The organism is Thermostichus sp. OS-CIW-29 (assembly GCF_054058195.1).
This window is the reverse complement of sequence record NZ_JBSSAB010000056.1, coordinates 1-13113: the sequence shown is the minus strand read 5'-3', so window position 1 is coordinate 13113 and position 13113 is coordinate 1. Positions and strand designations below refer to the sequence as shown.

Genomic DNA, 13113 nt, shown 5'->3' with positions numbered 1-13113 from the left:
TGGAGCAGATAGTGAAGACTTCTTTACTACTGATCAATCCATCCTCCTTCCGAAGTTGGTTTGCTAAGTGCTGCTATTGTACCCCTTGAGTCCTTAACAGGCTGTATCGAAACATTGTCAATGTGATCAAGCTCACCATTACGTTTCATGACGTTTGATATCCATAGTGGAAGAGTTGGGAATTCTTTATCCATCCACTCGTCAGTGTAGGAGTTAGCCATGGTTATTCTCGACTACAGCGATACAGACAGTGGCTTCTGGGCTTCGACTCCTCAGGGTTTGGTGGAGGTGATCAAGTTTCAGAATCACTTCTACGCCCTTCGGCAAGTGTACAAACGCGCCCAAGACGCGATATCTGCCTGTCGCGCCGACATTGAAAGGGGATTTCTTAGCATTGTGGTGCAGTTTGAGAATCACGCGGAAGTGTGGGCTCAACTGTCGCCGGGCGTACCCGTGCAGTCCCAACCAGAGGCTGCTCCTACGGGCAACCCTGCCAAGCCCAAGCTGATCTATCGCGGCCAACCGGTGAGCAAACCTTCCCGAAATCCCAGCCTCGCCCGCAGGCCCTTGCCTGACTCTCTCTATTTCCGCGGCGCGAAGATCGGCTAGACCGTTTCCGTTTGCCAGGTCTGGAGCGGTCGAGATTTCCCTTCTGGCCGCAGCCATCTGCGTTAGCGGTGCAAAGCACCATAGAGGCCCACCCCATAGCCCAGTACCTCAACCGGATCCCCTTGGCTTTCTGCCGGCAGTTGGGATCCCTTTCCCAACCACTGGGTCTCATGGCTGTCCAAAAGTTTTTCCCAGGTGCCGCTGGGCCATTGGGTATAGGTGACTGGCTGATCGGGGCTGAAATTGAAAAGGGCAAGCAAAGCCTGGGATCCCTGGCGGCGGTGCAGAGCTAGGCCAGAGTTGGAAAAGAGCTCCACTTCCACCCCGTCCCGCTCCAAGTGCTGGAGAGCCGGTTGGGTTTTGCGCAGCCGGATCAGGGTCTGGTACCACTTCCAGAGAACCTGGTGGTGACCGGCCTTTTTCAACTCCCAATTCAGCTTGGAGCGCAGGAAAGTCTCCTCAGCTTGGGGATCCGGCGGCTCTCCCTGCCAGGCAAAGGCGCTGAACTCGCGGCGGCGTCCCTGTCGTACCGCTTCCACCAAATCGGGATCCCCGTGGCTGACAAAATACAGAAATGGCGCCACTTCCCCATACTCTTCCCCCATAAATAGCAGCGGCAGCATGGGAGCTAGCAGCAGGGCAGCGGCAGCCAATTTGAGGCCCTCGAAAGAGGTGAGCTGGCTAAGGCGCTCTCCCAGCCTGCGGTTGCCCACCTGGTCGTGGTTTTGAATGCAGACAACAAATTGGGATCCCGGTCGCCCAACAGCGGAGTTGCCGTGACGCCTGGCGCGGTAGCAGGAGTACTGGCCAGAATAAACGTAGCTCTCCCGGTAAGCCTTGGCCAGGTGCTCCAATTCGCCAAAGTCCTGGTAGTAGCCTGTCTTTTCCCCGGTAAGCAGGGTGTGAAGTGAGTGGTGGAAGTCATCGCACCACTGGGCATCTAGCCCGTAGCCCCCTTGCTCTCGGGGGGTGATGAGGCGGACATCGTTGAGGTCGCTTTCGGCAATGAGAACCCTGGGCCGGCCAGTGCGAGCTTCTAGGGCATCCACCTGCTCTGCCAATTCCTGCAAGAAGGGGTAGGCGCTGAAGTCGTAGATGGCATGCACCGCGTCCAGCCGCAGCCCATCGAGATGAAACTCCTCCAGCCAGTACTCGGCGTTTTGTAGGAAAAACTCTCGCACGCCGTCAGAATAGCGGTCGTCGAAGTTGAGGGCATCCCCCCAAGGGGTGTGGTACTTGTCGGTGAAGTAGGGGCCAAAATCCCGCAGGTAGTTCCCCTCCGGCCCCAGGTGGTTGTAGACCACATCCAAGATGACGGCCAAACCCAGTTGGTGGCAGGCATTGACTAGGGCTTTGAAGCCTGCCGCTCCTCCATAGCTGGTCTGCACCGCGTAGGGGTAGACGCCGTCGTAGCCCCAGTTGCGCTCTCCTGGAAACTGGGCCACCGGCATCAGCTCCAGCACGTTTACCCCCAACTCCACCAACTCCGGCAGGCGAGGGATCAGAGCAGCAAAGGTGCCCTCGAGGGTAAAGGTGCCTACATGCAGCTCGTAGAGGATCCACTGAGACAGGGGGATCCCCTTCCACCCCTGATCCTGCCAGTCGAAGTGGGGATCCACCACCCGCGAAGGGCCGTGGACGCCGTAGGGCTGGCAGCGGGAAGCGGGATCCGGCCGCTCCACTACCCCTGCTGAGGTGTGCAGGCGGTAGAGGTAGTCCACTGGCCCAGGTGGGATCCCGTCCACCTCCCCCTGCCAATAGCCCTGCTCATCCCGCACTAGAGTAAAGCAACGTTGGACAGGGCTGAGCAGCTTCAGCTCCACCTGCTCAACCAAGGGCGCCCACACCGAGAAGTGATAGCAGCCTGAGCCCAGGGGATAGGCGCCCATCCGCCCGGCCTGGAAGAAAGGAGAAGCCTGCAACACAGAATCTATCCCGCAACTCGGCTTCCACTATAGCGAGCATGCCTGGCAAAGGCCGGAGAGTGGGTTTTTGGCTTCTCCTCTGCCATAGTGGAATGGGTCTGATACATTTACGCTGAACACTGCTGAACATCACTGTTCAACTATGCAGCGATAGCATTCTGTTTGTTTCCATTCGCGTTAGCGGGACGGAGTCCAAACAGAATGGCGGTATCCCGCAAAGCTTTGAGTAGAATACCCAAAGCGCAGTTTCCGTGTCGTCTTACTACCAATTTTCTGCTTTGCTTTGGCTACCATGTTGGCAGACTCGAAAGTAAACAGAAAGATCAACTGGTAGTAATCCGTACTGAACATATTATACATTATTTTCAGTATAGTTGAGCTTATTATTGACTAGAGTCATGCTCTAGCGCTTAGGTCTCATGCTCAACTACCCGCCCAGCTATCCGGATCCCACCGTTGTCGACATCTACCACGGGCAGCCGGTGCCGGATCCCTACCGCTGGCTGGAGGATCTGGATTCGGAGCAGACGCGGGCCTGGATTGAGGCGCAAAACCACCTTACCTTTAACTACTTGCAGCAGATCCCAGCCCGGCAGCGGATCCGAGAACGCCTGACCCAGCTCTGGAACTATGAAAAATACAGCCAGCCCTTCAAAGAAGGGGGCCGCTACTTCTACTTCAAAAACGACGGCCTGCAAAACCAGAGCGTTCTCTACACCCAAGAAAGTCTAGAGGGCCAGGCGCGGGTTTTGCTGGATCCCAACACCTTCTCGGAAGACGGCACGGTGGCTCTAGCGGGCATTGCCATCAGCCGCGCTCGCGACAGCGGTGCGGAGCACGCTGGACGGTATCTAGCCTATGGTCTCTCCCGCTCCGGCTCCGACTGGCAAGAATGGAAGGTGCGGGACATCGAAACCGGCGAGGATTTGCCGGATCACCTGCGCTGGATTAAGTTCTCGGGAGTAAGCTGGACGCTGGACGGGCAAGGATTTTTCTACAGCCGCTACGACGAACCAGCCCCGGGCAGCGAATACGAAAGCGCCAACTACTTCCAGAAGCTCTACTACCACCGCCTGGGCACCTCCCAGTCAGAAGATGTTTTGGTCTATCACCGCCCCGACCAAAAAGAGTGGGGCTTTGCCGGCGGGGTTACTGAAGATGGGAATTACCTCATCATCTCCGTCTGGCGGGGCACGGATCCCAAAAACCTCATCTTCTACAAAGACTTGCGGGATCCCCAGTCTCCTGTAGTAGAGCTCATCCGCGAGTTTGAGGCCGAATACAGCTTCGTGGGCAACGACGGATCCCGCTTTTGGCTGTTGACGGACTGCCAAGCTCCTCGGCGGCGACTGGTGGCCATCGACTTGGAGCAGCCCGACCAGGTGCAGGAGGTGATCCCCGAGGCGGAGGAGACCCTGCAGGGGGTTAGCTTGATCAACAATCAGTTTGTGGCCTTCTACCTCAAAGACGCCCACACCCAGATCAAGACCTTTGCTTTAGACGGCACCTACCTAGGAGAAATCCCGCTGCCCGGGCTGGGATCTGCCAGCGGCTTTGGCGGCAAGCGCTACGACACCGAGACCTTCTACACCTTTACCAGCTTCACTACCCCGCCCACCATCTACCGCTACGATTTCACCAGCGGCACCAGCACCCTGTTCCGTCAGCCCCAGGTGGATTTCGATCCCCAGGCCTACGAGGTGCAGCAGGTGTTCTACACCAGCAAAGATGGCACCCGCATCCCCATGTTTCTTGTCCACCGCCGCGGCCTGGCTCGGACAGGGGATCACCCCACTCTGCTGTATGGCTACGGCGGCTTTGGCATCTCTCTTACCCCCAGCTTTTCAGTGGGTCTGGTGGCCTGGCTGGAAATGGGCGGTGTCTATGCCCAGCCAAGTTTGCGCGGCGGCGGCGAGTACGGAGAAGAGTGGCACCAGGCGGGCACCAAGCTCAACAAGCAAAAGGTGTTCGACGACTTTATTGCCGCTGCCGAGTGGCTGATAGCCCATGGCTACACCAACCCCGCCAAGTTGGCCATCTCCGGCGGCAGCAACGGCGGCCTGCTGGTGGGGGCCTGCCTGGTTCAGAGGCCGGAGCTGTTTGCAGCGGCCCTGCCGGCAGTGGGGGTGTTCGACATGCTGCGCTTTCATAAGTTCACCATCGGCTGGGCCTGGATCTCCGAGTACGGATCCCCGGAGAACCCGGAGGAATTCAAGGCCCTCTACGCCTATTCCCCTCTGCACAACCTCAAGCCCGGCACTGCCTATCCCGCCACCCTGATCACCACCGCAGATCACGACGACCGGGTGGTGCCCGCCCACAGCTTCAAGTTTGCCGCTGCCCTGCAGGCAGCCCAGGGGGGATCCCAGCCCATCCTCATCCGCATCGACACCAAGGCAGGGCACGGGGCCGGCAAGCCCACCAGCAAGCTGATTGAGGAAGCTGCCGACCGCTGGGCCTTTTTGGTGCAGGTGCTAGGGATCCCCTGGGACGGAACGGGAAGTTAGCGAGCTCTAGGACCCAGGCCCACCCGACCGGCATAAACTGCCGCTTCCCCCAGCTCGTCTTCGATGCGCAGCAGTTGGTTGTACTTGGCAATGCGCTCGCTGCGGCAGAGGGATCCGGTTTTGATCTGCCCGGCACGGGTGGCCACCGCCAAGTCGGCAATGGTGGTGTCTTCCGTCTCGCCAGAGCGGTGGCTGATGATGGTGCGAAAGCCGGCTTGAACTGCCAATTGGATGGCCGAGACGGTCTCCGTCAGGGTGCCGATTTGGTTGGGCTTGATCAAAATGGCGTTGGCGGCGGCGCTGTCGATACCCTTTTGCAGGCGGGTCAGGTTGGTTACAAACAGGTCATCTCCCACCAGCTGTACCCGGGATCCCAGTTGAGCGGTCATGGCTTGCCAACCGGCCCAGTCTTCTTCCGCTAGCCCATCTTCAATGGAAAGGATGGGATAGTTGGCCAGCAGTTGCTGGTAGTAAGCCACCATCTCAGCCGCGCTGTGGGCTTTGCCCTCAAAGTGATATTGCCCATCCTGCAGCAGCTCGTTGGCGGCCACATCCAAGGCCAAGGCGATATCTGCTCCCGGTTTGTAGCCTGCCTGTTCAATAGCCGTCATCAGCAGATCCAAAGCCGCCGCATTGGAGTCGAGATCAGGAGCAAACCCCCCTTCATCCCCCACACCGGTGGACAGCCCCTTCTGCTGCAGCACTTGTTTTAGTACCGCAAACACCTCAGCCCCGTAGCGCAGCGCCTCGCGAAAGCTGGCCGCTCCAATGGGCACAAGCATAAATTCTTGAATATCGACGTTGTTGTCGGCGTGGGCGCCGCCGTTGAGCACGTTCATCAGCGGCACCGGCAGCAGGTTGGCAAAGGGCCCCCCCAGGTATTTGTAAAGAGGCAAGCCCACTGCTTCCGCAGCCGCTTTGGCTGTCGCCAGAGAAACTGCCAAAATAGCGTTGGCCCCCAGGCGGGACTTGTTGGGGGTGCCGTCCAGGTCGATCAGCAACTGGTCAATACGGGCTTGGTTGAGGGCATCTTCTCCCTGCAGCTCCGACTGGATGGGGCCAAGGATGTTTTCCACCGCCCTCAGCACGCCCTTACCGCCGTAGCGTTTGGGATCCCCGTCCCGCAGCTCATGGGCCTCAAAGGTACCGGTCGAAGCGCCGCTGGGAACCTGCGCCAAGCCCGTCGCCCCATTGGCTAAACCCACCAGGGCCTCTAAGGTGGGGCGTCCTCGCGAGTCGAGGATCTCATGGGCGGTAATCCACTCGATGGCCGTTTCCACAGTTACACCTCAGCAATTGGCTAGACAGCTCTGGCCAAAGCCAGATCCCCCCATAGACTAGTAGGTTTTTGCCCGCGATCCGGTCAGCTTCCAGAAAACTTTAAGTCTGTCCTTTAGGTATAGAGATTCTTCAAGGCTGCAGCAGTAGATTGAACATAGGCCGGCCAGAGCTTCAACCAACCATCGAGCGGGGTTTGCCTGGGCAAGGTGCTGCTCAGGAAGTGTTCTCCTCTTCCTTCTAGGCAAAGCGATGGCTCAGCCGCATCGGGTCGTGTACGGTGATCTTCTTCTTGTGAATGGAGATGTACTTCTTCTTGCGCAGCTCTCCCAACAGGCGGGTGATGGTGACGCGGGTTGAGCCAATGGCCTCGGCAATGGCCTGGTGAGACAGCTTGAGATCGATGGTGACCCCATCTGGGCCAGGCACTCCGAAATCGCGACAGAGGATCAACAAAAAGCTGACCAGACGGGATCCCATGTCGCGATGAGCCAGCGTCTCGATCATCATCTCCGTTTGCAAGATACGAGACGACAGGCTTTTAACCAGCAACATGGCCAGTTCGGCGTTCTCCTGTAGGGATTTCTCCACCTGCTCGATCGGTAGAGAGAGTAACTCGGTAGGTGTAAAAGCCACCGAGTGATAAAAGCGGTCGGAGCGCTGTCCCGTGATAAAGGAGAGCACGCCGAAGATGCTGTTTTCGCGTAGGAGGGCGACGGTGATTTCCTCCCCCATTTCGTAGACCCGCGAGAGCTTAACGGCTCCCTTCACCAAAAAGTAAACCCGCTCCGCCGGATCCCCTGGAAAAAAAATGGTCTTCCCGCGCTCAAACGTTTCGATAACCGGAGGATGGTGAGGGCCTCCCAATTGCTTGAAGGCTGTGATCAGAGATTTTTCCGCTACGGCCACCGCCATACTCATCAACCTTTTAAGGTCAGTTTATACCTAAGATCAACCTATTAAGATCAATCTAGAAGCATTAGGCTAGGTTGCAACCCCTTGACTTCAGAATCGATGATGATACCAAGATTTACCCTAAAGTAGAAGGTTCTGCCCAGGCATCTTTGTAGCACGTGCTACATTTTTGAGTCTCGTTTTTGCCCCAGAAAGGGATCCCCAACCGAAAGCAGGGGTTAGGATAAGAGCCATTGTCGCTGGGGGTTGCGTCGGCCCTTGGCGGTAGAGAGTGGAGTGGGTTGGAACATTCTATCTATCTATCTATGGGGAGCCCGGAGGCTGTTGTTGCTGCACCTTCTCAACTGAGCCGCCAGCATTTCACAGTGCGGATGCCGGATCCGGCCAATCACCTGCTGGAGGTGGAACTGCAGATCCAAGAGGTGGATCCAGAGGTGCCTTTGCGGCTGCGACTGCCGGTGTGGACGCCGGGATCCTACCTGGTGCGGGAATATGCCCGTCACGTGCAGGAGTTTCAGGCGGCAACTGAGCAAGGGATCCCTTTGGCCTGGCGGAAGGTGGATAAGAATACCTGGCAAATCGATCCGCCGGGTTCTTCTGCTGTGAAGGTGTGCTATCGGGTCTATGCCTATGAGCTGACGGTGCGCACGAACCATCTGGATTTGACCCACGCCTATTTCAACGGGGCAGCGCTCTTCCTCTACGTGCCCGGTCGCGAGCGGGAGCCCTACACTTTGACGGTGATCCCCCCCAAGCCGGATTGGCACATCGCCACCAGTTTGCGGCCCTTGACCTCTCCTTCTGAGGATCCCACTTCCGGCCAGTCTTTTGTGGCGGAAGACTACGACGAGCTGGTGGATAGCCCGGTGGAGGTGGGTCCACATCGAGTGCAATCGTTTGAGGTGGAAGGGATCCCGCATTACCTTGTGGTTTGGGGGTCGGGCACTCTGGATGTTGATCGGGCCGTTGCCGATGCCAAGGCCATTGTCGAAACCACAGCCGCATTTTTTGGTGGGCTACCCTATGACCGTTACTGGTTTATCGTGCATTTGTCACCGGGAGGATTTGGTGGCCTTGAGCACAAGTACAGCACCACCCTTCTTTACTCTGGGCTGGAGCTGCATCAGCCAGAGTCCTATCGTCGGTTTTTGGCTCTGATGGCCCACGAGTTGTTTCATGCCTGGAATGTCAAGCGTCTGCGTCCTCTGGCATTGGAAAAGATCGATTACAACCAGGAAAATTATCTGGAATGTCTGTGGTTTTGTGAGGGGGCGACCAGCTATTACGAAAACGTCATCTTATTGAGGGCAGGGATCCTCAGTGCCGGCGATTTCTTGAAGATTCTTTCCGAACAGATTGGTCGCTTGCAGCGTACTCCGGGCCGGGCCGTGCAATCGCTGCGGGAGTCCAGCTTCGATACCTGGATCAAACTCTACCGCCCCCACGAAAACACCCTCAACAGCCAGGTTTCTTATTACTTAAAAGGGGCTTTGGTCTGTTGGCTGCTGGATCTGCACATTCGCCACCTTTCCGGCGGTCGGGGATCCCTGGATACGGCTTTGCAGGATCTGTGGCAGCGCTTTGGTCGGTCAGAGAAGGGCTACAGCGACCAAGACTTGCGGGAGGCGTTTGAGCGGGCAGCCGGTGCCGATCTTGGCCGGTTTTTCGCAGCCTATGTGGAAGGCACGGAAGAGCTAGACTACAACACTTACCTACACCCCTTTGGCCTCACCCTTAAAGCCCACTTCAGCCGCCCCAACCCCATCCCATACCTGGGCCTCAATTTCAACGGCGAGGGCAATCGCATCAGCGCAGTAGAGATGGGATCCCCGGCGCAAAAAGCGGGCATCTGGGCCGGCGATGAGCTGGTGGCCCTGGATGGGTTCAGGGTGAGCGCTGCCAACTTGGCGGAACGCTTGACGGCCTATCAGCCCCACCAGATCATTTGTTTGAGCGTTTTTCAAGCCGATCAGTTGAAACATTTCTGGATCCCGTTGGATCCCCCTCGGCCCGATGTCTACACGTTGGAGGTGTTGCCTGAACTGACTCCTGCTCAAGAAGCTCTTCAGCAAGGCTGGCTGGGATCCCTTGTCGGCGCCCAGCTTCGGTCAGAGGCAGGTCCCCATCTGCTTGAAAATTCACCTATCTCCTCCTATCATGTTGAGGCAAGCAGGTAATCCAGTTAACTGGAAAGAAAAGTAACAGCAGCAGAGGACAGGAGTATCTGATGGACTTAGTTTTGGTTTTATTGATTGGGGCAGCTGTTGGTTTCTCGGTAGGCATTTACGTTGCTCGCCAGTATGGGGCCAGTCCTAAACTGGAAATCTGGAAACGAGAGATTATCAGAGATATATCTTCGCAGCTAAGCCAACACAGCCAAAAACTCAACGACCCGGACAAAGCACTCATCAAGTTGAGCGAAGGATTGGTAGACAAGATTTCTCAAAAGTTACAGGAAAAGTTACAGGCCGTCCAAGCTACCCTTGAAGAGTTTAAATTTCGCCTTGCTGACAGCCAGCAAAGCTTGCTACAGGACTGGGGCAGAGACTTTCTACAAGCTATATCTGTAAAGTTGGCCGAACATGGCCAGCAACTGAACAATCAGCTAGCCATTCTGGAAAATCTAGTGGAAGAGGCCAAAGATATTTATCGGCAACTACGGGTTACTATTCAAAGTTCTCATGGATCCGAGATATGCCCAACTGCAAATCAGGACTCAAATCAGGACTCCCAGAATGAGCAGGTTACTCAGGTCATTGGTAAAGCACCAGATCCTGAGACACCAGACGAAGTACTAAGAGACAAGGATGGGACAGCTATCGTCGATATATCAAAGATAGAGTCGTTCTTAAACTCAAAAAACATAAAGATAAAAAGCATAGCTGCGGAAGAAAAAGAGGAAAAGCTAGATCAAATAGCCGCCTTTATGGGCAGTCAGTACTCTTTGATCAAAAGATTCTATGGAATGATTAAGTCAAGTATGAACAGCGGAAACTCTTTCTCAATAAACCTTAGAGACGAACCTCAACAAGTAATTGTCACAACTTGCCAGGTTGCCACAGAGCTATACAAGATTGCATTTTTGGAAGAGTATAGATACTTCAGAGCGCCTAGGTGTCTGCTAGTAGCAAGAGCCAGCAGATCTCGACAAGCACTGAATTTTCTCTCAGGAAACTGGCTAGAGAGATACGTTAGGAATAGGTTGATTTGCCTTGCTAAAAGGCAAACTGGAAAGATTGATTTTTCTCACATAGCAAATGCCAAAGTTACTTTGTCAAACGGAGATGATTTTGAGATGGATCTTCTCTTCCACGTTAATGATCAATTTTACTGGGTAGAGTCGAAGACAGGTGGGTACCAAGACAAAGTACAAAAGTACTCCGAGATTGCTTCTGACCTTGGTCTTCAGAGAAACCAAGCCATCATAGTTTTGGCCGACGTTAGTCAAGATGCAAAAACCAGTCTATCCTCTCTCTATCATTTGTCGGTCATCAGTGTTGATGAGGTTGAGGCTACATTTGAGAGGATCTTAAAAAGTCACCTTCGAGAAGTCTGAAAGGCACCCAAGAGCATTAGCTTAAGCCACAATTTTGACAGCTTGTTCCATACACCACCAGGGATCCTCCGCAAAAGCCGGCATGGGCGTGCTGCCCGCCTTGCCCAAGATGGCCAGCCGAACTTCCCGATCCAGGCGGGATCCGGCCCCGTAGGGATCTTCTGAGGGAGGTTCCAGCCGTTGCCCCAGAGGGGGCATCACCATAATGCCTGGCTGCATGCTGGTGCTGCTGACCCAGATTTTGAAGCGATCCACCGCTACGTCTGTTCCTTCTGGCAGCTGCATCTGCAGCAGGTAGCGGGGGCCAGAGCCAATCAGCAGGCTCTCGTTGGGGCGTAAACGGGCAGGCAGATCTGGTTGATAGGGGTAAACCAAATCCACGCTGTACCGCCGCTCGTCAAAGACGGTGACATAAACATGCACTGGAGTGGGGGCTCTGTTTCTCAAGGCAATGGCCAGGTTGCGGCCTGCTTGGATTTGCACTTTCCCTTGGGGATCCCGCGGCAGGGGGCTCACTTCGGCAGGGGCAGAGCTGCTGGCCGGGGTTTCCAGTTGGAGAAATTCCACTTCCAAGATGCTGCTCAGCGCATCGCTGGCAGGTTGCAGGTTCAAAAGATTACCAAAAGCAGCCACGTGCTCCAACAGCCGCACCAGCTTGCGAGGCAGGGCCAGTAGCTTCTTCACCGGGATCCGGAAGGCCGCCAGAGCCACCTCTTCCCCCCGCCGGTAAAAGTGATAAGTGGCATCGGGCAACAGCTCTACCCGCAAGTCCGCTGCTTCCGGGTCTGTGTAGGTCAGAAGCGGTGAGGCCGGCAAGGCCGCCAGCAAATCGGCAACGGGCATTTGCACTTGACTGGGATCCGCACAGGTGAAAGCCACCCGCAACGGCTGGAATCGGATAGAGGACATGGGGAAAACCTGGAACGGAGTCTGCCGTATTCTTCTGCTCTGAGGTTGCCAGGCAAGCAAGCCAAGCTCTATATTACCTGCATTACCTGCTCATTACCTGCTCAGTTCTCTCGACTGGGCTGTGGCCAAGTCAGCTCTCGGCCAACAGACTCCCAACAGGCCATAGCTCCGTAATCAAACTTAACACCAAAGGCAAATGGAACCATTGGGAAACTATCCCGGATCCCATCTGCAAATGATCTCTTAATGGTCTATTCTTGATCCTGTTGTCGGGTTTGTGGCTGGAGTGGAGCCCACCTCTCCTCTTTCTAGGCTGATCTACGGAGAACCATGTTTAGCAAAGCTTTTTCTTTTCAGAAGGTGTTTGCGCCAGCGCGTCGTCGGTTGCTTGTCCTGCTGTTGGCTGCGTTGATGGCTGGGTTTGGCTGGGGTCTGGCTCCAGTGTTTGCAGCTAAGGATATTCCTGCAGTGGCTCTGTCGCCAACTGAGTCTATTACCTTTACCGAAGCCCAGTTGGCCAAAGGGAAGAAGCTATTCAAAACCGCATGCGCCCAGTGCCATGTGGGCGGCCAGACCTATCCCAACCCGGATGTGAGCTTGAAGCTTTCGGATCTGGAGGGGGCAACTCCCCCACGGGATAATGTGCTGGCGATTGTGGATTACATCAAGAATCCGGTCACCTATGACGGGGTGGAGTCTCTGTTGGAGTATCACCCCAACACCCAGCTCACCAGTGAGTATCCACGTCTGCGCAACCTCACCGACGAGGATCTGAAGCTGATTGCGGGCTACATTCTGGTGCAGGCCAAGACCGTTCCCGGCTGGGGTGGTACCAAGAGCGAAAGCCACAGCGACCTATCAGCCTATCTCTAATGCCGCATCTGGATCAGAAGTTGCCTATGAGATGGCGGATCCCGTCTCGCCTCTGGGCCTGGGTCGGGATCCTAGCTTTGTTGTGGCTGGGGCTGGCCAGTCCGGTGGCTGCCCGCATTGATCCTTACGTGAACCAGTATTTGCGGGTGAGTGGCCCTGTGGAATTGCCTCTAGATGCCGCAGGGCATACCCTCACCTTTACCCCAGAGCAGCTCACGGACGGCAAAAATCGTTTTCAGTCCGCCTGTTTGAATTGTCATGTGGGCGGTGCCACTTTGCCGGCTCCCAACATTTCCCTCTCTTTGAAGGACTTGCGCGGTGCCACTCCACCCCGAGATACCCTTCAAGCCTTGATGGAGTACCAGCGGGATCCCCGCAGCTACGATGGCTCGGATTCCAGCTATGGATGCCGACCTGTACCCCCTTCCTGGATGGACGACGAAGCCGTAAACTACCCGGCTCCGACCGCTAAGCGGTACGGAGCGGGCTTTCAGTAGCCCTGAGCCTGTTCTGCTCTACCAGAGAACAAAACAGGCCCGAA

At 55.9% G+C, this 13113-nt stretch carries 10 protein-coding genes; 6 read left to right on the top strand and 4 right to left on the bottom strand.

Annotation, left to right across the window (positions count from 1 at the left end; all coding sequences use genetic code 11):
• Positions 1-219 precede the first annotated feature (219 nt).
• Positions 220-609 (top strand): hypothetical protein, encoded by a 390-nt coding sequence (locus ACVWZJ_RS13720; protein WP_457396405.1) that lies wholly within the window; start codon positions 220-222, stop codon positions 607-609.
• Positions 610-671: 62 nt separating this feature from the next.
• On the opposite strand, the gene treZ is transcribed toward ACVWZJ_RS13720, so the two are convergent.
• Complete coding sequence (gene treZ / locus ACVWZJ_RS13715; RefSeq protein WP_457396407.1) at positions 672-2498, bottom strand: malto-oligosyltrehalose trehalohydrolase; 1827 nt, start codon at positions 2496-2498, stop codon at positions 672-674.
• 455 nt (positions 2499-2953) lie between these two features.
• On the opposite strand from treZ, the gene ACVWZJ_RS13710 reads away from it, so the two are divergent.
• Positions 2954-5041 carry a prolyl oligopeptidase family serine peptidase gene (locus ACVWZJ_RS13710; protein ID WP_457396403.1) on the top strand — a complete coding sequence of 696 codons (2088 nt, stop codon included), beginning with the start codon at positions 2954-2956 and terminating at the stop codon, positions 5039-5041.
• On the opposite strand, the gene eno is transcribed toward ACVWZJ_RS13710, so the two are convergent.
• Entirely contained in the window at positions 5038-6321 is a 1284-nt protein-coding gene (gene eno, locus ACVWZJ_RS13705) for a phosphopyruvate hydratase (protein WP_457396402.1), read from the bottom strand. The two genes, ACVWZJ_RS13710 and eno, sit on opposite strands and share 4 nt — an antisense overlap.
• A 238-nt stretch (positions 6322-6559) precedes the next feature.
• Complete coding sequence (ntcA, locus tag ACVWZJ_RS13700) at positions 6560-7234, bottom strand: global nitrogen regulator NtcA (protein WP_011434093.1); 675 nt, start codon at positions 7232-7234, stop codon at positions 6560-6562.
• Between the two features lie 305 nt (positions 7235-7539).
• On the opposite strand from ntcA, the gene ACVWZJ_RS13695 reads away from it, so the two are divergent.
• Together ACVWZJ_RS13695 and ACVWZJ_RS13690 are read left to right on the top strand one after the other, a co-directional pair.
• The gene (locus ACVWZJ_RS13695; RefSeq protein WP_457396401.1) at positions 7540-9411 is read left to right on the top strand and encodes a M61 family metallopeptidase; all 1872 of its coding nucleotides are present in this window, start codon (positions 7540-7542) and stop codon (positions 9409-9411) included.
• 50 nt (positions 9412-9461) lie between these two features.
• Entirely contained in the window at positions 9462-10790 is a 1329-nt protein-coding gene (locus ACVWZJ_RS13690) for a hypothetical protein (RefSeq protein WP_414418767.1), read from the top strand.
• A gap of 21 nt (positions 10791-10811) precedes the next feature.
• Here ACVWZJ_RS13690 and ACVWZJ_RS13685 read toward each other — a convergent pair whose 3' ends face one another.
• A complete protein-coding gene (locus tag ACVWZJ_RS13685) occupies positions 10812-11699 on the bottom strand; it encodes a hypothetical protein (RefSeq protein ID WP_414343577.1) in 888 nt (295 codons plus the stop codon).
• 330 nt (positions 11700-12029) lie between these two features.
• Here ACVWZJ_RS13685 and psbV point away from each other — a divergent pair, with 330 nt between their 5' ends.
• Both psbV and psbV2 read left to right on the top strand, forming a co-directional pair.
• Positions 12030-12572, top strand: a complete 543-nt coding sequence (gene psbV, locus ACVWZJ_RS13680) for a photosystem II cytochrome c-550 (RefSeq protein ID WP_457396398.1) — start codon at positions 12030-12032, stop codon at positions 12570-12572.
• 26 nt (positions 12573-12598) lie between these two features.
• Positions 12599-13069, top strand: a complete 471-nt coding sequence (psbV2, locus tag ACVWZJ_RS13675; protein ID WP_238376794.1) for a photosystem II cytochrome PsbV2 — start codon at positions 12599-12601, stop codon at positions 13067-13069.
• Positions 13070-13113 lie beyond the last annotated feature (44 nt).